This is a genomic window from Lentzea sp. NPDC037011 (genome assembly GCF_055607425.1).
Genome location: NZ_JBVJRT010000007.1, coordinates 206,916 through 227,417 on the forward strand (window position 1 = coordinate 206,916; position 20,502 = coordinate 227,417).

The 20,502-nt window shown below is 71.5% G+C and carries 20 protein-coding genes; 10 read left to right on the forward strand and 10 right to left on the reverse strand.

The features are described from left to right. Positions 1-28: 28 nt before the first annotated feature. Entirely contained in the window at positions 29-886 is an 858-nt protein-coding gene (locus ACZ7CH_RS23215) for a helix-turn-helix transcriptional regulator (RefSeq protein WP_470374814.1), read from the reverse strand. A 133-nt stretch (positions 887-1,019) separates the two neighbouring features. Here ACZ7CH_RS23215 and ACZ7CH_RS23220 point away from each other — a divergent pair, with 133 nt between their 5' ends. Next, entirely contained in the window at positions 1,020-1,964 is a 945-nt protein-coding gene (locus tag ACZ7CH_RS23220; protein ID WP_458431354.1) for an SDR family oxidoreductase, read from the forward strand. On the opposite strand, the gene ACZ7CH_RS23225 is transcribed toward ACZ7CH_RS23220, so the two are convergent. Beyond that, entirely contained in the window at positions 1,930-2,538 is a 609-nt protein-coding gene (locus ACZ7CH_RS23225; RefSeq protein WP_360396422.1) for an alpha-ketoglutarate-dependent dioxygenase AlkB, read from the reverse strand. The genes ACZ7CH_RS23220 and ACZ7CH_RS23225 overlap by 35 nt on opposite strands. Positions 2,539-2,575: 37 nt before the next feature. Beyond that, the gene (locus ACZ7CH_RS23230; RefSeq protein ID WP_470374815.1) at positions 2,576-3,115 is read right to left on the reverse strand and encodes a TetR/AcrR family transcriptional regulator; all 540 of its coding nucleotides are present in this window, start codon (positions 3,113-3,115) and stop codon (positions 2,576-2,578) included. Between the two features lie 49 nt (positions 3,116-3,164). Here ACZ7CH_RS23230 and ACZ7CH_RS23235 point away from each other — a divergent pair, with 49 nt between their 5' ends. Continuing rightward, positions 3,165-4,760, forward strand: a complete 1,596-nt coding sequence (locus ACZ7CH_RS23235; protein ID WP_470374816.1) for an AMP-dependent synthetase/ligase — start codon at positions 3,165-3,167, stop codon at positions 4,758-4,760. A gap of 60 nt (positions 4,761-4,820) precedes the next feature. Here ACZ7CH_RS23235 and ilvD read toward each other — a convergent pair whose 3' ends face one another. After that, on the reverse strand, positions 4,821-6,500 hold the full coding sequence (gene ilvD, locus ACZ7CH_RS23240; protein WP_360396428.1) for a dihydroxy-acid dehydratase: 1,680 nt from the start codon (positions 6,498-6,500) through the stop codon (positions 4,821-4,823). A 20-nt stretch (positions 6,501-6,520) separates the two neighbouring features. After that, a complete protein-coding gene (locus ACZ7CH_RS23245; RefSeq protein WP_470374817.1) occupies positions 6,521-7,690 on the reverse strand; it encodes an alginate lyase family protein in 1,170 nt (389 codons plus the stop codon). 129 nt (positions 7,691-7,819) lie between these two features. On the opposite strand from ACZ7CH_RS23245, the gene ACZ7CH_RS23250 reads away from it, so the two are divergent. From ACZ7CH_RS23250 to ACZ7CH_RS23260, 3 genes are read left to right on the forward strand one after another with little or no spacing between them, the layout of a single operon-like run. Continuing rightward, complete coding sequence (locus tag ACZ7CH_RS23250) at positions 7,820-8,257, forward strand: TetR/AcrR family transcriptional regulator (protein WP_470374818.1); 438 nt, start codon at positions 7,820-7,822, stop codon at positions 8,255-8,257. A 1-nt stretch (position 8,258) separates the two neighbouring features. After that, a complete protein-coding gene (locus tag ACZ7CH_RS23255; protein WP_360396436.1) occupies positions 8,259-8,612 on the forward strand; it encodes a hypothetical protein in 354 nt (117 codons plus the stop codon). Further along, the gene (locus tag ACZ7CH_RS23260; protein ID WP_470374819.1) at positions 8,609-9,655 is read left to right on the forward strand and encodes an alpha/beta hydrolase family protein; all 1,047 of its coding nucleotides are present in this window, start codon (positions 8,609-8,611) and stop codon (positions 9,653-9,655) included. Before ACZ7CH_RS23255 ends, ACZ7CH_RS23260 begins: the two co-directional genes overlap by 4 nt. A 240-nt stretch (positions 9,656-9,895) precedes the next feature. On the opposite strand, the gene ACZ7CH_RS23265 is transcribed toward ACZ7CH_RS23260, so the two are convergent. Together ACZ7CH_RS23265 and ACZ7CH_RS23270 are read right to left on the reverse strand one after the other, a co-directional pair. Further along, positions 9,896-11,359 (reverse strand): DUF1996 domain-containing protein, encoded by a 1,464-nt coding sequence (locus ACZ7CH_RS23265; protein WP_470374820.1) that lies wholly within the window; start codon positions 11,357-11,359, stop codon positions 9,896-9,898. An 84-nt stretch (positions 11,360-11,443) separates the two neighbouring features. Continuing rightward, the gene (locus ACZ7CH_RS23270; protein ID WP_470374821.1) at positions 11,444-12,337 is read right to left on the reverse strand and encodes a DUF4142 domain-containing protein; all 894 of its coding nucleotides are present in this window, start codon (positions 12,335-12,337) and stop codon (positions 11,444-11,446) included. Between the two features lie 139 nt (positions 12,338-12,476). On the opposite strand from ACZ7CH_RS23270, the gene ACZ7CH_RS23275 reads away from it, so the two are divergent. Continuing rightward, complete coding sequence (locus tag ACZ7CH_RS23275; RefSeq protein ID WP_360396442.1) at positions 12,477-13,235, forward strand: SGNH/GDSL hydrolase family protein; 759 nt, start codon at positions 12,477-12,479, stop codon at positions 13,233-13,235. Between the two features lie 36 nt (positions 13,236-13,271). On the opposite strand, the gene ACZ7CH_RS23280 is transcribed toward ACZ7CH_RS23275, so the two are convergent. Further along, on the reverse strand, positions 13,272-14,042 hold the full coding sequence (locus tag ACZ7CH_RS23280) for a class I SAM-dependent methyltransferase (RefSeq protein ID WP_470374822.1): 771 nt from the start codon (positions 14,040-14,042) through the stop codon (positions 13,272-13,274). 93 nt (positions 14,043-14,135) lie between these two features. Between ACZ7CH_RS23280 and ACZ7CH_RS23285 the strand changes: the two genes are divergently transcribed. The 4 genes from ACZ7CH_RS23285 to ACZ7CH_RS23300 all read left to right on the forward strand — a co-directional run bounded on the left by ACZ7CH_RS23285 (position 14,136) and on the right by ACZ7CH_RS23300 (position 18,616). Further along, positions 14,136-15,485 (forward strand): cellulose binding domain-containing protein, encoded by a 1,350-nt coding sequence (locus tag ACZ7CH_RS23285; RefSeq protein ID WP_470374823.1) that lies wholly within the window; start codon positions 14,136-14,138, stop codon positions 15,483-15,485. A gap of 174 nt (positions 15,486-15,659) precedes the next feature. Continuing rightward, complete coding sequence (locus ACZ7CH_RS23290; RefSeq protein WP_470374824.1) at positions 15,660-16,676, forward strand: MFS transporter; 1,017 nt, start codon at positions 15,660-15,662, stop codon at positions 16,674-16,676. Positions 16,677-16,836: 160 nt separating this feature from the next. Further along, positions 16,837-17,694, forward strand: coding sequence for a bile acid:sodium symporter family protein (locus tag ACZ7CH_RS23295; RefSeq protein WP_470374825.1), 858 nt, complete (start codon positions 16,837-16,839; stop codon positions 17,692-17,694). 28 nt (positions 17,695-17,722) lie between these two features. Then, positions 17,723-18,616 carry a carboxylesterase family protein gene (locus tag ACZ7CH_RS23300; protein WP_470374826.1) on the forward strand — a complete coding sequence of 298 codons (894 nt, stop codon included), beginning with the start codon at positions 17,723-17,725 and terminating at the stop codon, positions 18,614-18,616. Between the two features lie 127 nt (positions 18,617-18,743). Here the strand turns inward: ACZ7CH_RS23300 and ACZ7CH_RS23305 are convergent, their stop codons facing one another. Both ACZ7CH_RS23305 and ACZ7CH_RS23310 read right to left on the reverse strand, forming a co-directional pair. Beyond that, positions 18,744-19,532 (reverse strand): ABC transporter permease, encoded by a 789-nt coding sequence (locus ACZ7CH_RS23305; RefSeq protein ID WP_470371189.1) that lies wholly within the window; start codon positions 19,530-19,532, stop codon positions 18,744-18,746. Beyond that, positions 19,529-20,467 carry an ATP-binding cassette domain-containing protein gene (locus ACZ7CH_RS23310; protein WP_470371188.1) on the reverse strand — a complete coding sequence of 313 codons (939 nt, stop codon included), beginning with the start codon at positions 20,465-20,467 and terminating at the stop codon, positions 19,529-19,531. Before ACZ7CH_RS23310 ends, ACZ7CH_RS23305 begins: the two co-directional genes overlap by 4 nt. Positions 20,468-20,502: the final 35 nt, after the last annotated feature.

Sequence of the window (20,502 nt, forward strand, 5' to 3'; positions counted from 1 at the left end):
CGCGCACCGGGCACGGCGGCCGCCGGTGCTACGCCGACCCGGTGTTCGCCGACGTCATCTGAGTGCCGACGACGGACAGCAGCCGCAGCTTCTCGTGGCTCTCGCTGCCCGGCGTGGCGGTGTAGACGAGCAGGAAGTGGTGCTGGTCGGGGTCGAGCAACGTCTGGCAGTGCAGCTCGAGCGCGCCGACGGCCGGGTGGACGTACCGCTTGACCTCGCGCGGGCGCAGGCCGATCTCCTGCCGGTCCCAGACGGTCCGGAACTCCTCGCTGGTCGCCAGCAGGAGGTCGGCGTAGTGCGCGGCCCGCGAGCCCGGTCCGCGCCGGGTCAGGGCCTCCCGCAGCCCCGAGGCGAACATGCGGCCCAGGAACGCGTGGTCGGCTGGCTCGTACAGCGCCCGCGACGACGGGTCGCTGAACCAGCGGAAACCGAGGCTGCGCTCCGGTCCGGTGCGGGCGGCCGCGTCACCGGTGAGCGCGACGCCGAGCAGGGTCTGGCGCAGCGTCTCGCCCAGCTCGGTGACGACCTCGGCCGGGGTGTCGTGCAGGCGGTCGAAGATCCGGGCGAGGCCGGGGCTCACGTGGTCGCTGGTCCCGCCCCTGCCCGGCGGTGGGTGGCCCGCGAGGCGGAACAGGTGGTCGCGCTCGTCGAGGGACAGGTGCAGGCCCTGGGCGATGGCGGCGATCATCTGCTCGGACGGGTGCGGCCCGCGTTCCTGCTCCAGCCGCGCGTAGTAGTCGGCGGACATGCTGCAACGGGCGGCGACCTCCTCGCGGCGCAGGCCGCTGGTCCGGCGGCGCCGCCCGCGCGGCAGGCCGATGTCCTCCGGCTGCAGCGCCTCCCTGCGGTGCCGCAGGAACGCGGCCAGCCCGGCTCGGTCGATCACGGCGTCTCCTCTCGCTGTCCCCTTTCTAACGCTCACGCCCCGCCGTAGCCACGGACTCCCAGGTCCTGGATGTGCGCGCGCCGTCCGTCCACGGTGGAACGGAGAGACCGCGGACGAACCAGGGGAGTGTGCGATGAGCAGGAAGTTCGACGTCGAGGTGCCGGACCTGACCGGGAAGCGTGCGGTCGTCACCGGCGGCAGCGACGGGGTCGGGCTCGGCATCGCCGGACGGCTCGCGGCGGCGGGGGCCGAGGTCGTGCTGCCCGTCCGCAACCCGCGCAAGGGCGAGGCCGCGCTCGCCGAGATCCGGCGGCGGACACCCGGCGCGACCGTCTCGCTGCGCTCGCTCGACCTGTCCTCGCTGCGCTCGGTCGCCGCGGTGAGCGCCGAGCTGCTGGAGGAGGGCGCGCCCGTGCACGTCCTCGTGAACAACGCGGGCGTCATGACCCCGCCCGAACGGCAGACGACCGCCGACGGGTTCGAGCTCCAGTGGGGCACCAACCACCTCGGCCACGTCGCGCTCGTGACGGCGCTGCTGCCGCTGCTGAAGGCCGGCCGCGCCCGCGTCACCTCGCAGATCAGCATCGCCGCCAACCAGAACGCCATCAACTGGGACGACCTGAACTGGGAGCGCTCCTACAGCGGCGGCAAGGCCTACAGCCAGTCGAAGATCGCACTGGGCCTGTTCGGGCTGGAGCTCGCGCGCCGCAGCGAGGCGGGCGGCTGGGGGATCACGAGCAACCTGGCCCACCCCGGCGTGGCACCGACGAACCTGCTCGCCGCCCGCCCCGAGGTCGGCCGCGCGAGCGACACCCCGGCCGTGCGCCTGATCCGCGTCGCGTCCGCGGTCGGCGTGCTCGGCACCGTGGAGTCCGCGCAGCTGCCGGCCCTGCTGGCCGCCACCGCGCCGCACCCCGCGCCGTTCTACGGCCCGACCCGCTTCGGGCACCTCAGCGGCCCGCCCGCAGAGCAGGCGCTCTACAGCCGCCTGAGGTCCGCCGACGAGGCCCGGCGCGTCTGGGAGGTGTCCGAGGAGCTCGTCGCTAGCGGACTCCGTGCGGGCGGAACTGGACGCTGATGCGCGGCCCGACGACCTTCGCGGTCTTCGGGATGGCGTGCTCCCACGTGCGCTGGCACGACCCGCCCATCACCAGCAGGTCGCCGTGGCCCAGCGCGTACCTGTGCGTCTCGCCGCCGCCGCGGGGCCGGAGCAGGAGCGCGCGCGGCGTGCCGACGGACAGGATCGCGACCATCGTGTCGTCGGTGGCGCCGCGGCCGATGGTGTCGCCGTGCCACGCGACGCTGTCGCGGCCGTCGCGGTAGTAGCAGAGGCCGGCGGTGGTGAACGGTTCACCCAGCTCGGGCCGGTAGTGCTCCGAGAGGGCGGCACGGGCGTTCGTGAGCACGTCCGAGGGCAGCGTGCCGTAGTAGAAGCAGAGCAGGCGTGGCACGTCGACCACGGTGTCGTACATCTGGCGGCGTTCTGCCCGCCACGGCACGGTCTCGACCAGCTCGTCGAACACGGCGTCCGCGCCGGAGAGCCAGCCGGGCTGCACGTCGACCCAGGCGCCGTGGCCGAGCTCGGTGCGGCGCGGGGCGAGCGGGGCCAGGACCGGCTCCGCTTCCAGGTCGAAGAGAGATCCCTGGCGCATGGCGCGCAGCCTAGTCGAACAGGTGTTCTACGACCACTCAGGGCCGCAGCACGGCGCAGACCGCGTCCGCGACCAGGTCGCGGGCCGCTGCCAGGTCGAACACGCCGAGCAGGAACCGGCGCACCGACTCGTGCGCCGGACCCATCGCCACGGGTTCCAGCGCCCACGGCGGCACGGTCCGCAGCTCGCCCGTCTCCATTCGCGCCAGGAACCACGTCAGCACCGGGGCGAACTCCGCCTGCTTGGCCGCGGGGTCGGCGTGGTCCGGTGCGGCGTAGAGGAACCGCGCGCGGCTGGGGTTCGCGGTGACCCAGTCGAGGTAGCGCAGCGCCAGGTCGCGGACGGCCGCGAGGGCGGGCCGGTCGTCGAGCGCGGGGGTCATCGCGGCGACGCAGCGGCCGTAGGAGTCGGCGTAGAGCTGTGCGAACACGCCCGCGCGGCTGCCGAAGCGGTGGTAGATGCTGCCGTTCGACATGCCGGAGCGCTCGGTCAGCGCCGCGATGGTGACGGCGTCGAGCCCGCCCTCCTCGACGAGCCGCAGCGCCGCGTCGAGAAGGGACTGTCGTCGGTCGGCCATGGGGGTTAGAGTACCGCTCTGGAGCAACGCTCCAGAGAAGGGGAGAGCAATGGCGCTGTCGATTCCCGGCCTCCTGCGCGACCGGGTCGCCCGCACGCCCGGTGCCGAGGCGGTGCGGTACCGCTCCGGTACCGGCTGGGTCTCGCTGACCTGGGCGGAGCTGCAGGACCGCGTGGCGCGCGAGGCGTTCGGGCTGCGCGAGCGGGGGCTGCGGCGCGGCGACCGGGTCGCGCTCATGGGCCGCACGAGCATCGAGTGGATCGTCACCGACCTCGCCGTGCTGGCCGCCGGTGGCGCCACCACCACGATCTACCCCAACAGCACCGCCGCCGAGGTCGCGCACATCGTCAGCGACTCCGGCAGCAAGCTCGTGGTCGTCGAGACCGACGAGCACGCGGCGCTGGTGCCGGACCTCGACGTGCTGCGGTTCGGCGCGGTCCCGCGGGCCGACGGCGACTACGCCGCGCTGATCGCCGAGCTGGGGCCGGACGACCTCGCGACGCTGATCTACACCTCCGGCACGACCGGCACCCCGAAGGGCGTCGAGCTCACCCACGCGAACTGGGTGACCACCGCGGAGGCCATCGCCTCGCTGGGCATCCTGCGCGAGGACGACCTGCACTTCCTGTGGCTGCCGCTGTCGCACGCGTTCGGCAAGGTGCTGACCATGGCGATGATCGCCGTGGGCGCCGCCACCGCCGTCGACGGCTCGGTCGAGCGGATCGTGGACAACCTCGGCGAGCTGCGGCCGACGATCGTCGCCGCCGCCCCGCGCATCTTCGAGAAGATCCACGGCCGCATCGTGGCCGGCGCGCGGGAGAAGGGCGGGCTCACCGAGAAGGTCTTCCGCTGGGCCGACCGCGACCACGGCGCCGCGACCCGCTGGCTCGCCGACCGGCTGGTGTACCGCAGGCTGCGCGACCGCGTCGGCGGCCGGATCCGCTACTTCGTCTCCGGCTCCGCACCGCTCGCCGGTGAGATCGCCGAGTTCTTCTCCCGCGCGGGCATCACGATCCTGGAGGGCTACGGCCTCACCGAGTCGTCGGCGGCCACGTTCTTCAACCGCCCCGGCATGATCAAGATCGGCACGGTCGGCCCGCCGATCCCCGGCACCGAGGTGCGGATCGCCGACGACGGCGAGGTGCTGCTGCGCGGCCCCGGTGTCATGCGCGGCTACCACAACCGCCCGGACGCCACCGCCGAGGCGCTCGTCGACGGCTGGCTGCACACCGGTGACATCGGCGAGGTCGACGACGCGGGCCGGCTGCGGATCACCGACCGCAAGAAGGAGCTCATCAAGACCTCCGGCGGCAAGTACGTCGCCCCGGCCCCGGTCGAGAGCCTGCTGAAGGCCGCGTCCCCCTACATCAGCAACGTCATCGTGCACGGCGACCGCCGCAGGTACTGCGTGGCGCTCGTGACGCTGGACCCGGACACGCGGGCGGGGCTGCCGGACCCGGAGGCCGAGATCGGGCGCGCGGTGGAGGTCGTCAACGCGCAGCTGCCGCGGCACGCGACGATCAAGCGGTTCGCGGTGCTGGAGGAGGACTTCAGCGTCGAGGACGGGTTGCTGACCGCGTCGCTCAAACCCCGCAGCCGGGAGATCGAGAAGCGCTACGCGTCCACATTGGACAGCCTGTACTAGACGCCTGTGCGGGCTCGTTCGGGGCGCGCCTCGAACGGAGCCCGCACGGGCGGTGGGTGCTCAGTCGCAGACGGCGCCGCGGGACGCCGAGCCGACCAGCTTCGCGTACTTGGCGAGCACGCCGCGCTGGTAGCGCGGGGGCAGCGGGGCCCACCCGTCACGGCGGCTGTCGAGGTCCGCGTCCACGTCGAGGGTGCCCTCGGCGACGTTGAGCGTGATGCGGTCGCCGTCCTGGACGAACGCGATGGGCCCGCCGTCGACGGCCTCCGGGGCGACGTGGCCGACGCACAGGCCGGTGGTGCCACCGGAGAAGCGGCCGTCGGTGAGCAGCAGGACGTCCTTGCCCAGGCCCGCGCCCTTGATGGCCGCGGTGATCGCCAGCATCTCGCGCATGCCGGGACCGCCCTTGGGACCCTCGTAGCGGATCACCACGACGTCGCCCGCGGTGATCGTGCCGTCCTCCAGGGCGTCCATGGCGGCGCGTTCGCGGTCGAAGACCCTGGCGGTGCCGGTGAAGACGTCCGAGTCGAAGCCCGCGGACTTGACCACGGCGCCGTCCGGGGCGAGGGAGCCCTTCAGGATGGTGATGCCGCCGGTGCGGTGGATGGGCCTGTCCAGGGCCCGCAGGACGTTGCCGTCGGGGTCGGGCGGGGCGATGTCGGCGAGGTTCTCGGCGACGGTCCGGCCGGTGACGGTGAGGCAGTCGCCGTGCAGCAGGCCCGCGTCCAGCAGCGCCTTCATGACCACGGGCACGCCACCGATGCGGTCGACGTCGGTCATCACGTGCCGGCCGAACGGCTTGACGTCCGCCAGGTGCGGCACGCGCGCGCTGATGCGGGTGAAGTCGTCGAGGCTGAGCTCGACCTCGGCCTCGTGCGCGATGGCGAGCAGGTGCAGGACGGCGTTGGTGGAGCCGCCGAACGCCATGACGACCGCGATGGCGTTCTCGAACGCCTCGCGCGTCATGATCTGCCGTGCGGTGATGCCCTTGCGCAACATCTCCACGACCGCTTGGCCGGACCTGCGCGCATAACCGTCGCGCCGGCGGTCGGTGGCCGGTGGCGCGGCACTGCCGGGCAGGGACATGCCGAGCGCCTCCGCCGCGCTGGCCATGGTGTTCGCCGTGTACATGCCGCCGCACGCGCCCTCGCCGGGGCAGATCGCGCGTTCGATCAGGTCCACGTCCGCGCGGCTCATCAACCCCCGCGCGCACGCGCCCACGGCCTCGAACGCGTCGATGATGGTCACCTCGCGTTCGGTGCCGTCGGTCAACGTGACCCGGCCCGGCAGGATCGACCCGGCGTAGAGGAACACGCTGGCCAGGTCCAGCCGCGCGGCCGCCATCAGCATGCCCGGCAACGACTTGTCGCACCCGGCCAGCAGCAGCGACCCGTCGAGGCGCTCCGCCTGCATCACCGTCTCGACGCTGTCCGCGATCACCTCCCGCGACACCAGCGAGAAGTGCATGCCCTCGTGGCCCATCGAGATGCCGTCCGACACCGAGATCGTGCCGAACTCCAGCGGGTACCCGCCGGCCGCGTGCACCCCGTCCTTGCCGGCCTTCGCGAGCCGGTCCAGCGACAGGTTGCACGGCGTGATCTCGTTCCACGACGACGCCACACCGATCTGCGGCTTCTCCCAGTCCTCGTCGCCCATGCCGACGGCCCGGAGCATGCCGCGCGCGGCGGTGCGCTCCAGGCCGTCGGTGACGTCCCGGCTGCGTGGCTTCACGTCTGTCATGCCACGAACGGTAGTGCCAATCAGGCGGGATTCGCCGCATGGGTGAGCGTTTCCCACGCGACGAACAGGTTGTCCGTCCCCTGTGGACGCTGGCTCTCGGTGTAGCGCTGGGTGTTCGCCATCCCGATCCCGAGCCGGGTGCTCAGCGCGGTGAAGCTGACCTCGCTCGTCGGCCCGAGGTGGCGGTTGAGCGTGCCACCGCACAACCAGCTCGGCATCGGCTCACCGTTCTGGTACCTCGTGTGCAGTCCCCACGCGTGGCGCATCCGCTCCCGGATCTCGCCCCAGAGGTCCTGGCCCTGGTGCCTGGCGGTCTCCGCGAAGTGCGCGGCGGCCGCGAGCCCGTAGGCGGTGTGGGTGAAGTCCCGGCACGTCTCCTGGGTGAGCCCGTCGACGAACGTGTCCTGGCCGTACCAGTAGGAGATGATCTCGTCCCTGGTGTCGACGGCACTGCCCGGCCGCGTCTTCGGCAGCGCTCCGTCACCGGTCAGGTAGATGAACGCGGGAAGGCGCCCGCGGAAGATCCCGACCGCCCTGTCGTAGACGGCCCGGTCCTCCAGGAACACGGCGATGCCCAGCGTCGCCTCCATCATGCTGAGCTCCCAGTTGCCGGCGGTGTCGACCCGGCCGTTCCCGATCTCCGGCAGGTACACGTCGCGCAGCATGGTGGCGAACCGGCCGCTGTTCGGCCAGTTCCCGCGGACGTGCTCGATGATCTCGGCGGCCTTGGGCCAGCTGCTCGCCGACCACGCCGTCTGCAGCGGGGCGTTGGAGCCGGTGTGGTCGCGGATGGTGGCCGACCAGACGTCCATGAGCTGGATCGCCTTCTGCGCGTAGCGGTCGTCGCGGGTGATGTACCAGGCGAGCGACATCGTGTACGCGGCGATGGCGTCCTCGCGCTCGTCGGTGCAGCCGAGGTTCGGGTTGGAGTAGGAGCCGCACTCGACGACGGCCCGCGGCTTCGGGACGCGGTTCAGGTCGGCGTACTTGCTCGCCATCATGCGGTCATAGGCCGTCTTCCACGGCTGGGCGCCGGCCTGGACCTTGGCGCGGACGAAGTCGAGCTGCGGGCGGGAGACGACGACACCGGGGTGGGTGAAGGTGGCAGGAGCGGCGGTCGCCGTCGTGGTGGCCGGGGCGATGAGGGACGCGAGCAGTGCGATCAGCACCGCGCAGGAACGGGTGACCATGCGGACCAGTGTCAGAGGTGTGGACCTTCGCCGTCAAAGACCGGCGCAGATTTTTAGGAACGGTCGTTCTTGACTGATCGTTCCCGAAAACGTTAGGGTCGTGACATGGGACGACGGAGGTCTTTCGACGTGGACGAGGCCGTAGCGGCGGCTGCGGACCTGTTCGCCCGCCGGGCCTACGACGGGGTCTCGATCGACGACCTGGTCACCCACACCGGCGTGCACCGCAACAGCCTCTACGGCGTGTTCGGCAGCAAGCGCGGGCTGTACCTCGCCGCGCTGCGCCACCACGTCGAGCAGGACGTCCGCCCGCGGCTGGCCGAGGCGGCCGGAGCGGGGCACGTGCCGGGGTGGGACCTGCTGCTGCTCGCGGCGGTCGACCGGGCGCGCGAGGACCCCGAGGTCGCCGGGCTCGTGTCCGCGGTCCTCGGCGAGGTCGACGCGGCGACGGGGGACCCGAGCGCCACCGAGGAGCTGCTGGGGCGGTGGCTGCGCCACCGGGCGACCGGCGACGGCGTTCCCGACAACGACGAGGCACCGGGAACGGTGCAGGGTGAGGAGAGCTGACGTGGCGGTCATCAGTGTGCAGGGCGAGGACCTGGTCGTGGAGATGGAGGGCCTGGACAAGCTGTGGGCGCTGAAGAGCAGGCTGACCATCCCGCTGGCGAACGTGCGGGGCGCGACGGCGGACCCCGGGATCGCGGGTGAGCCGAAGGGGCTGCGGGCGCCGGGGACGCACCTGCCGGGGGTGATCACGGCGGGCACGTTCCACCGGGATGGCGAGAAGGTGTTCTGGGCGGTCCGCGACGGCAAGAACGCCGTGGTCGTGGAGCTGGCCGACGAGCAGTTCACCCGGCTCGTGGTCGAGGTCGACGACCCGCGCGAGGCCGTGGCCCTGGTCGAGAAGGCGATCCGCCGGTGATCGGCAAGGTCGCGGTGGCGCTGGTGGCCGTGGTCTCCGCCGCGGCGGGCGTGGCACCGCCCTTCGTCGCGGGCACCGCCTCCGCCGTCGCCCACACCGCGCGGCACGGCTCCTGGGTGCCCGCGCACGACGAGGAGGTGTCGTTCGTCGTCGACGGCACGACCACCTGGGGAACGCTGCACGTGCCGGCGCGCCGCCGCGGTGAGCGCCTGCGCGCCGCGGTGCTGCTGCCCGGCAGCGGCCCGACCGACCGCGACGGCAACCAGCCACCCGCGCTCATGGCGAACACGCTGCGCGACCTCGCCGGAGTGCTGGCCGCCGACCGGGTCGCGACGCTGCGGTTCGACAAGTACGGCACCGGCCGCACGGGACTGGGCGCGTACGCGGGACATCCGCAGGACATCGACTACCCGGCGTTCGTCCGGCAGGCCGCGGCCGCACGCGACCTGCTGCACCGCCGTCCTGAGGTCGACCAGCGCCGGGTGGCGCTCGCCGGCCACAGCGAGGGCGGCATGACGGCGCTCGTGGTCGCCGCGCAGGCGCCTCGGTACCGCCGGGCCGCCGCGCTGGTCATGTTGCAACCGCAGGCGTTGCGGTTCCTGGACGTGCTCGCGATGCAGCTGCACGGCCAGATCGCCCAGCTGGTCGCGGCCGGGCAGCTGTCCGAACAGGACGCGGCGGTGATCGACCGCGCGGTCGACACGGCCGTGACCGACCTGCGCACCGGCCGGGCGGTCGACACGACGGCCATGCCACCGGCGCTCGCCGCGCTGTTCGGCTCGCTGGCCGGCCCGAACCGGAAGTTCGTGGTGAGCGACGACGCGGTCAACCCGCCCGACGTCGCCCGCACGCTGCCGCCGCGCACGCCCGTGCTCGTCACCTGCGGCGAGCTCGACCCGCAGGTGCCGTGCCACACCACGGACCAGCTCGTGTCCGTCGTGGGCGGCCGGGTGGTCCTGCCCGGTGCGGGGCACGCGATGACCACGGCCGACGGGACGTTCTCACCCGTTCTCGTGCACAGCCTCAAGGCACTGCGGTGGTGACGGGTAAATCCTGAGTGGACAGAGCGGACCCTGGCTCTGCCGGCGCCTGCAAGTACCACCAACTCAACATCAACAAGCACTTTTCTACTACCAACTGCGCCGTCGGCCGTCCGTAGACCTGGAACCTGGTTCGACGGGTGGTGACCATGTTGGTGGTAGTCAGCGGCGATTCGATCATGTGTTGGTGGTACTTGCAGACGCCTGGGCAGCAACGAGGGGGCGGGCCAGGTGCTCAGCGGGTCACTCGCGGCACTTCTTGCCCTTGTTCACGCAGTTGACCAGACGGTTCATGATCTTCTGCGACATCACGTTCGCGAAGTCGTCGTGGTCGGTGAGCGGGTTGTGCTCCTCCTCCGGGAAGGAGTCGACCAGGTAGCGGCCTTCCTTCTGGACGTCGAGCGGGATGTCGTAGGTCAGCGAGATGCGCAGCTGCGGCACGGCCTTGAAGCCCTGCTTGCAGCGGCCGTTCTGGTCGGGGAACACGATGTGGTCGCGGTGGTTCGCGGAGTCGATGTTCTTGCCGTCCCAGCAGCTCGGGAAGTCGTGGACCCGCTTGACCTTCGCGCCCTGCGGGCAGATCGGGTACTTGTCCATCAGGACCTTGTCCTCGAACCCGGTGCAGGTCCAGGAGGCCCTGGCGTTCTTCGGGCCGTTCTGGCCCGCCTTGGCGTCGCCGTAGAGCACGCGGAGGAACTTCGGCATCGCGGTGACCTTGCCGACGGGCGAGCCGCGGAAGGTCAGGTCGACGACGGCCGGGCGCTGGATCTCGCCCTCGTTGCCCTCGAGCTCGTTCTCGGCGTTCTCCTCGGCGTTGTCCTGGTCCTTCTTGCCCTCGGTGCCCTCGGCCTGGGCGTTGTCGCTGTTCTGGCCGCCGTTGTCGAGGCCCTGCTCGCCCTGGGCCTGGTCCTTGACGGCGCAGGCGGCGGCCGGGTTCAGGTCGGGGGCCTGCCGGCCCTGGCGGCTGAACGCCAGCATCATCCGGTCGAGGATGGCGGCGCGCTTCTCGCGCGTCGGGCCGACGATGACGTTGTCGCGGTCGGCGGCCTTGGTGGCGGCCACCTTCTTCTCGGCCTCCTCGGTCACCTTCTCGATGTTCTCGAGCTCGCGGTCGATCTCCGCCTGGGCCGCGTCCGGCACGTCCTCGGGCAGCAGCGACGCGACGTCGGGGCATTCGAGGCGGGCCTCGGCCTTGGCGGCCTTGTCCTCGTCCTGCTGGGCCTTGTCGTCCTTCTTCGGCGGAACCTGCTCGCCGCCCTCCGCGGCCTCGTCCTCGTCGATGATGCGCACGACGGGCCAGAAGTAGGCGGACCTGTCACCGTTCTTGCAGGTCGTGCCGGCGGCCTGGAGCGACTTGTTGTTCGAGTCCGCGTTCGTGGACAGGTTGCCGACGTAGTCGTGCAGGTGCTGGGCGCCGTTGCGGACGCCGGGCTGCGCGATGAAGTTGTCCGGGTTGAAGTGCCCGTTCTCGTTGCGGCCGCAGTTGACGGTGAACGTGCCGGTGGTGGCGTTCTGCTGCTGCCTGGATTTCTTGACGTTCGGCTTCACCTTGGTGATGTCGACGAACAAGCTCTTGTCCGCACCGTCGGCGAGCGCGGCGCCATCAGAAGAACTGATGGCCACCACCGCGGCGCCGCCAGCGACCACGGCCATCGCCGCGGCGGCAGCGGTGAGCCAGATCGTGGATTTCCTCCGGTGAATAGCCATGTGCCACCTCGTGGTAGTCCGGAAAAACGGCATGCTGAAGAAGGCGGCGATGAGCCGCGTGTTCGGGTCGAGCTCGGTGTGCGGTCAGTGAGAACGGGAACTGCGTCGTGACTTCTTCTTCGACCGGGAGATCATCCGCATTCCGACCAGGGCCAGTGCCAGAACGGCGATGGCGCCGAAGAAGACGCCGTTGTTGTCGCCGAAGACGCCCTGTTCCGCGGTGCGGGTGAACCTGGTGCCCTCCGGCACGGTCGGGATCACCCCGTCGGTCGGGTTGACCGAGGCGTCCGCGTCGGCGGCGTCCGTCGTGCCCGCCGGGTCCGGGGTCCCGGACGCCGCGGTCGGGGGAGCGAGCGGTTTCGGCGACTCCAGTCCGGCGAAGTCGACGCGACCGGTGTCCTCCAGCACCTTCATGTGGTCGAAGACGGTGATCATCGCCTGCGTGGAGAGGATGCGGATGAGCTCGTTCTTCGTGCCCGCGCGGATCTGCGCCGCATAGGCGTAGACCTTGCCGTGCGCCGCGCGGAGCCGGTTGGCGAAGACGGCGTCGAACTCGTCACCGGTCGCCGCGTCCATCTCGGCGAGCCAGCCCTTCTGCTCGTCGGAGGCCTCGGTGGGCAGCGTGTGGCCGAGCAGCACGCCCGCCCTGTTCACCACGTTGTCCAGCAGCGTGTGGCCCTCGACGAGGTGCTTGCTCGCCTCCAGGATCTTGGGCTGGTCCGGCCGTTTGGCCGTGCCCTTGTCACCGGCGGGTTTCTCCCACAGACCGGCCTGCTTGACGCGGTTCATGAAGTCCCGGTCAGCGGGACCGAGCGGCCCCCACTGCGTCTGCACGACCTCGTCACCCGTGCCGGCGCTGCCGGGCGGCGGGGTGGAGATCGGCGTCGACGGGTTCGCGGGTTGGCCGATCGCGCTCCCGGTGCTGAGCAGCACGGCCAGCGCACAGCCGGCCAGCGCGACGAGCAGTCGCGCCGGCATTGCCAGGTCCATGGGGAGTCGCACGAACGGGAGTACGGCCGGGGGCAGGAGCGCGCCTCAGTTCGAGACCCCGGCGTTATCGAACCGTTATCCGGACCCGCGCAACCCGGCCGCGCGGCTCCGACCTACCGTGAACGCCATGAGCAAGCGTTTCGTGGCGTTGGGGGACTCGTTCACCGAGGGAGTGGGCGACGACGACGCCGGTCGACCGAACGGTGTCCGCGGCTGGGCCGACCGCGTGGCCGAGGTGCTGGGTGCGGCGGACCCGGAGTTCGGCTACGCCAACCTGGCCGTGCGCGGCCGCCTGCTGCCCCAGGTGCTGGGGGAGCAGCTGGAGCGGGCCCTCGCGATGAAGCCGGACCTCGTGTCCCTGTACGCGGGCGGCAACGACCTGATGCGCCCCAAGGTGGACATCGACGGCCTGATGCGCCGGTACCGGGCCGCCGTGGCGCGGCTGACCGTCGCGGGCGCGCGCGTGGTCCTGTTCACCGGCGTCGACGGCGCGGACGACCCGGTGTTCCGCCGGATGCGCGGCCGGGTGGCCATCTACAACGAGCACGTGCGCGCCATCGCGGCCGAGCACTCGTGCGTCCTGGTCGACATGTGGTCGATGCGGCAGCTGCGGGACCGCCGGATGTGGTCGGTGGACCGCCTGCACCTCAACGCGCTGGGGCACCGCGAGGTCGCGATCTCGGTGCTGGACGGCCTCGGCGTGCGGCACTCGCTGGAGCGGACCGTGCTGGACATCGCGCCGCTGGTGGACCGGCGGGTGCGGCGTGCGGAGGACCTGCGGTGGGCGCGCGAGCACGTCGTGCCGTGGGTGGTGCGGCGGCTGCGCGGGCAGTCGTCGGGGGACGTCGTCCGGCCGCGGTGGCCGGAGCTGTCGCCACCGTCGTGAGCCGATCTTTCCTGCCGCGAGAACGTGTTGTGGCAATTAGCGTGCTGTGAGCGCGTAGGCGGGCAACGGCACGTTGCCGTGCTTGGCCGCCGACTGCCGCAGCAGCTCCTTGGCCAGCCCGTCCGGTGCCTCGTGCAGGGCGATCGCGACCTCCCAGTCGGCGTCCTGCAGCTCGCCGGTGTCCACGTCGGACACCCGCTCGACCTCCCACCCCGTGCGGCCCAGTGCATCGAGCACCGTCGCGCGGGTCAGCGGTGCGCGCACGTTGACGTCGGTGTCCCCGGTGATCCGGTCCTGGGCGAGCACGGCCAGCAGGTGCGGCAGCTGGTCCACCGCGGTGGGCCGCGGGTCCCACTCGGCGAACGCGAGCCGGGCGCTCAGCTCACGCGCCTTCGCCAGGGTCCGTTCGAGCAGGCCCGCGGACGCGAAGTACCAGGAGCAGTGCGCCAGCACGACGAGGTCGTACCCGGTTCCGACGTCGTCGGTCAGGACGTCGGTCTCGAACCGCATGTCGATCCGCGCACCGAGCGGTCCGTCGAGCAGGTGCCGGGCGGACTGGCCGACGGTGACCGGCGCGCCGTAGTCCCGCGACGCGACGTCGACGCCCACGACCGTCCCGTTCGGACCGGAGAGGTCGGCGAGCACGGCGGTCATGTCGCCTTGGCCGCAGCCGATCTCCAAAGTCCTGCCACCGACGGGGATTTGCCAGTTTTCGGCCAGTTGCAGGCGGTATCGGGTTTGCACGACCTGGATGTCCGGACTGGCGGCCCAAGCGGCCATGTGTCGCGCGATCTCTGCTGCCCTCATCGCGACCGAGACTAGACGTGCGCACCCTTGAACCAATGGTCCAGACCAGTTAACGTGCTCGCCATCACGTATCCCTGCACGTGAAGGAGCACCATGAAGAGGTTTCGCTGGCAGTTCCTGACCATCGGGGTGGCGGTTGCCGCCGTGGTCGGAGGCGTGCTCGCCGCTCCCGCGAGCGGTGCGACAGGCGTGACGGCCGCGTTCACCAAGACGTCCGACTGGGGCGGCGGCTACGAGGCCAAGTACACGATCGGCAACGGCGGCTCGACCGCGCTCACCTCGTGGACCCTGGAGTTCACGCTGCCGAGCGGGCAGTCGATCGCGTCGCTGTGGGACGGCACCTACACCGCGAACGGCCAGACCGTCACGGTGAAGAACAGCTGGAACGGCAACGTCGGCGTCGGCGGCTCGACCAGCTTCGGCTTCACCGTCCGCGGCTCCGGCGGCAGCCCCACCGGCTGCAAGATCAACGGCGCGTCGTGCGACGGCACCGGTGGCACGACGACGACCACCACCAAGACGACCACCACTACGACTACGACCACGACCACGTCGAACCCGCCGCTGCCCGGCACCGGCCGCGGCGCGCCCTACCTGTACCTGGGCTGGGGCAACCCGCAGAGCGCCACGCAGGTCATGAGCCAGACCGGCGTCAAGTGGTTCACGCTCGCGTTCGTGCTCTCCGGCGGAGGCTGCACCCCGTCGTGGGACGGTCAGCGCCCGCTGACCGGCGGTGTCGACCAGCAGACGATCAACGCGGTCCGCGCGGCCGGTGGTGACGTCGTGCCGTCGTTCGGCGGCTGGAGCGGCAACAAGCTCGGCCCGAACTGCTCGACGCCGGAAGCGCTGGCCGGCGCCTACCAGAAGGTGATCGACACCTACGGCCTCAAGGCCATCGACATCGACATCGAGAACTCCGACGAGTTCGAGAACACCACCGTGCAGGACCGCATCCTGACCGCGTTGAAGATCGTCAAGCAGAAGAACCCCGGCATCCAGACGATCGTCACGTTCGGCACCACGACCACCGGGCCGAACTTCTACGGCGCCCGGCTGATCGACCAGGCCAAGGCGCTCAACGCGAACGTCGACGTGTTCACGATCATGCCGTTCGACTTCGGCAGCTCGAACGTCCGCACCGACACGATCGGCGCGGCCACCGCGCTGAAGAACAAGCTCAAGTCGACCTTCGGCTGGAGCGACGCCGAGGCGTTCAAGCACGTCGGCATCTCCGGCATGAACGGCCTGTCCGACCAGCGCGAGGTGACCAGCGTCGAGGACTGGACCGCGATCCGCGACTGGTCGAAGGCGAACGGCCTCGGGCGCCTGGCGTTCTGGGCGGTCAACCGCGACCGCGGCGGCTGCGACGGCCAGGTGGCGGACCAGTGCTCCGGCATCGCGCAGGCCGACCTGGCGTTCACGAAGATCACCGCCGGTTTCTAGGCGACACGGCCGGTTCCCGGTCGAGCACGAGCCGTCAGCGCCGTTTATTCGGTGGCGCTGACGGCTTACGCTTGTGCCATGCGTCGACGACATTGATCTTCAACTGATCTGACCAGGACCGCGACGGCGTGGGCGTGGTGTTCGCACCTCCTCCCGATCTACGCGCTGTACGCGTTGCTCTTCGCCGACAGCGGGCTGTCGGACGCCCACATCTCGGTGCTGCTCGCCATCTGGTCGACCACCGCGGTGGTCTTCGAGGTGCCCTCGGGCGCGATCGCCGACCGGTTCTCCCGGCGCGGCTCGCTGGTCGCCGCCGGGGTGCTGCAGGCACTCGCGCACGCGGCGTGGGTGGTGGTCCCGTCGTTCTGGGGCTTCGCGGCCGGGTTCGTGCTGTGGGGGCTCGGCGGCACGCTCACCTCCGGTGCGTTCGAGGCGCTGCTGTACGACGGTCTGGCGGCGAACGGGGACGAGGAGTCGTACGGGCGGCTCAACGCCCGTGTCGACACCGTCGAGCTGATCGCCCAGGTGCCGGTCGCCGTGGTGGCCACGGTGCTGTTCTCGCTCGGCGGCTACTCGCTGGCCGGGTGGGTGAGCGTGGCGATGTGCCTGCTGTCGGCCGTGATCGCGCTGCGGTTCCCCGAACCGGACAGGGAGCCGGCGCCCGGCGAGGACGGGTACCTCGCGACCCTGCGCACCGGGCTGCGCGAGGCGGTGCCGGTCAGGCGGGCCGTCATCGCGGTCGCGCTGGTGTACGCGATCGACGCCTTCGAGGAGTACTTCACGCTCCTGGCCCACGACTGGCACGTGCCCACGGTGTGGGTGCCGCTGGCCACGATCGGGGTGCCGCTGATGGGTGCGGCCGGTGCGTCGCTCGCGGGCAGGCTGCCGTGGCGCGGCTGGGTGCTGTTCGCCGCGGGTGGCGTGCTGGTGCTCGCGGCCGTGCTGGCGGTACCGGCGGCGATCGTCCTGCTGGGACTGTTCTACGGGCTCTACCGGTTCGTGCTCGTGCACGTGGAGACCGAGTTGCAGCACCGCATCGACACCGACGCGCGGGCCACCGTGACGTCGGTGGCCGGGATCGGGTCGGAGTTCGTGGCGTACGCGGTGTACGCGGCGTGGGTGCTCGGGTCGGCCGTGGCGGTCGGGGTGCTGGTGCTGGTGGTCGCGGTGGTGGTCTCGCTGCGGAGGTGACCGGGCGGAGAGGGACGGGCGGGCCGAGCACGCTGCCGAGGCCGGCCGTTCGACGTCCGCGGGGAGCTGATGTGGACGAGGAGCCGGTCGGGGCGGACGTAACGCCAGGATCGTCCGAACAGATCAAACTGCACAAGCCGGACAATCCGCGGAGGCCGCCGTGCTCGTCGTCCAGATCTTCCTGCCGCTGGCGTTGGCCCTGGTCATGTTCGGCCTCGGCCTCACGCTCACCACCGGGGACTTCGCCAGGGTCGCGAGATATCCCAGGGCGGCCGTCATCGCTCTCGTCTGCCAGGTGGTGGTGCTGCCCGCGATCTGCCTCGGCCTGGTGCTCGCGTTCGGGCTCCAGGGCGTGCTCGCGGTCGGCATGATGCTGCTCGTCGCGTCGCCGGGCGGCACGTCGGCGAACCTGTTCAGCCACCTCGCGGGCGGCGACGTCGCGCTCAACATCACGCTGACGGCGATCAACTCCGTGCTGGCGGTGTTCACGCTGCCGCTGGTGGTCGGGCTGAGCATGGCGCACTTCATGGCGGACAGCGCCGAGGTCGGGCTGCAGCCGGCGAAGTTCGTGCAGGTCTTCGCGATCGTGCTGGTGCCGGTGGCGATCGGCATGCTGGTGCGGCGCAGGTTCGAGGCGTGGGCGCTGCGGATGAACGACCCGGTGCGCGTCGCGTCGGTGGTGGTGCTGGTGCTCGTCATCATCGCGGCGATCGCGCAGGCCCACCGGCAGCTGCTCGACAACATCACCACGCTCGGCCCGGTGGCGTTGCTGCTGAGCGTCTTCAGCCTGCTGATCGGCTACTACGCGCCCAAGGCGTTCAACGTCGACCGCGGGCAGGCCATCGCGAGCGCCATGGAGATCGGCATCCACAACGCCACGATCGCGATCACCCTCGCCCTCACCGTGCTGAACGACGAGACGATGGCGATCCCGCCCGCGGTGTACGGCGTGCTGATGTACCTGCCGGCGGCGATCGCGGCGAAGTTGCTGGCGCGGAACAGGACCGCGGTCGGCTGAAGCGGTTGCGGCTGTGGCTGGGTTGAGCGTGACATGCGTTCAACCACAACCACAACCACATTGCTCGCGGCCGTTCTCCTCGCCCCGTCGGGGAGAACCGCTGGCGCGACCCGCAGCCCGCCCGCCCTGGCAGGGCGTCCTGAAGCCGGACCGGCCAGGGCCGCGGTGCGACCAGGCAGAGGACTGCCTGTACCTCAACGTCACCAGGCCGCCGCGGGCCGCGCACCGGCCGGTGCTGGTCTGGGTCCACGGCGGCAGCTTCACCACCGGCGCCGGAGCCGACTACGGCGTCGAACGACTGGTGAGCCGGGGTTCCGTCGTCGTCACCGTCAACTACCGCCTGGGTGCCTTCGGGTACTTCGGCTTCCCCGGGCTCGCCGGGTCCGGCGCGTTCGGGCTGCGCGACCAGCAGGCCGCGCTGGAGTGGGTCCAGCGCAACATCCGGGGCTTCGGCGGTGACCCGCACAACGTCACGCTGTTCGGGGCGTCGGCGGGCGGGCTCTCCACGTGCGCCCAGCTGACCTCGCCCCGGACGCGCGGGCTGTTCCACCGGGCGATCGTCCGGAGTGGACGGGTGCCGATGTCCGCGGCGCTGTCGGACATGACCTCGGCGTGCCCGACGGCCGGGCTGCGCGCGCAGACGCACGAGTTCGCCGAACCGGACCCGCCGATGACCTTCCAGGGGATGCCGGAGTTCCTGTACGGCGCCCACCACGGCTCGGAGCTGCCGTTTCTGTTCGGCTACGGCGGCGGCGGCGTCGAGCTCACCGCGCGGCAACGGGCGCTGGCGGACGAGATGGCCGGTGTGTGGACGCGGTTCGCGCGCACCGGACGTCCCGGCTGGGCCCGCCAGGACGTCCGGGTCTTCGCGACCGGGCAGGTCGCACCGGCCGACCACCGGTGCGACCTCTGGACCGGCTGAGCGATCCGAGCGGCGCGCGTCCGTGCGACCTGCCGGACGCGCGCAAAGCCGTGCCGCGGCAACCACGCCCGACCCGGTGTCGCTGCGCGTGCACCGGATCGCGGGCTGCGCCGGCTACCGCGCGGCGCTAACGGTTGAGGTCGCGGTACTTCAGCACCGACAGCGGCCAGAAGACCGCCACGAACACGGCGGGCCACAGCACGGCCAGCAGCACCGAGTGCTGCGCCGCCCAGGAGTCACCGCCGACACCGGGGTTGCCGAACAGCTCCCGCGCCGCGGCCACCGTGGACGACAGCGGGTTCCACTCCGCGACCACGCGCAGCCAGCCCGGCATCAGCTCCGGCGAGACGAACGTGTTCGCGAACATCGTCAACGGGAACAGGAACATCCACGACGCCTGCGCCGCCGCCGGCTTCACCAGCAGGCCGACGTAGATGCCGACCCAGACCAGCGCGAACCGCAGCCACAGCAGCAGTGCGAACGCCAGCAGCGCGTTGACCAGCCCGTCGTGGAACGACCAGCCGATCGCCAGCCCGCACAGCGCGAGCACGAGCAGCTCCAGCGAGGAGTTGACCAGGTCGGCGATGCTGCGCCCGGCCACCACCCCGGTCTGCGACATCGGCGAGGCGCGGAACCGGTCCGTCACGCCCCGGTCGGCGTCCATCGACACCATCAACAGCGTGCTGCCGACGCCGAACGCGACGGTCTGGCCGAACATGCCCGGCAGCAGGAACTCGATGTAGTCGCCGCCGCCGAAGACGTTCATGGCGCTGCCGAACACCAGCCCGAAGATCAGCACCGAGATGACCGGGTAGGCGAGGTTCGCGAACACCCTGACCGGTTCGCGCACCCAGTGGACGAGCTCCCTCTTGGCGACGACCCACGAGTCGACCGCCGCGTACCCGACCGCGTTCACGCCCGCGCCTCCGCCCGGTGGCCGGTGATCGCCAGGAAGACCTCGTCGAGCGTCGGCCGCCGCAGTGCGATGTCCTCCGCCTCCACCCCGCGGGCCGCCAGCGCGGAGGTCACCCGCGTCAGCGCCGCCACCCGGTCCGCGACCGCCGCGCTCACCCGGAACGCGTCGTGGTCGACCTCGGCGTCCGGTCCGAGCACACCGGCCACGACCGGCAGCTCCTCCGCGGTGCGGACCACGACCTCGATCCGGTCGCCGCCGAGCGTGGACTTGAGCTGGTCGGGCGTGCCCTGGGCGGCGACCCGGCCGGTGTCGAGCACCACGACCTGGTCGGCGAGCTGGTCGGCCTCGTCCAGGTACTGCGTGGTCAGCAGGACCGTCGTGCCCTCGGCGACGACCCGCTTCACCTCCCGCCACACCTCACCGCGGTTGCGCGGGTCGAGCCCGGTCGTCGGTTCGTCCAGGAACAGCACCGACGGCCGCGTGATGAAGCTCGACGCGAGGTCCAGGCGCCGCCGCATGCCGCCCGAGTAGGCCTTCACGCGCGTGTCGGCGGCATCGGTCAGACCGAACTGCGCCAGCAGCTCCTCCGCGCGGGCGTGGGCCTCCTTCCTGGACAGGTGGTAGAGCCGCCCCCACATGACCAGGTTCTCCCGGCCGGTCAGCACGTCGTCCACCGTGGACTGCTGACCGTTCAGCGCCACCTGCCGCCGCACCCGCGGCGCCTCCCGCGCGACGTCGTGGCCCGCCACCTCGGCCCGGCCGCCGTCCAGCCGCAGCAGCGTGGCCAGGATGCGCACCGCCGTCGTCTTGCCGGCGCCGTTGGGCCCGAGCAGGCCGCACACCGTTCCCGCCGGCACCGCCAGGTCGAACCCGTCGAGCGCCGCCTTCCCGCCGAACCCCTTGCGCAGGCCTTCCGCGAGCACCGCGTGTCCCACGTCCTCACCCCCGTGACTGAACTGTGTACAACGTA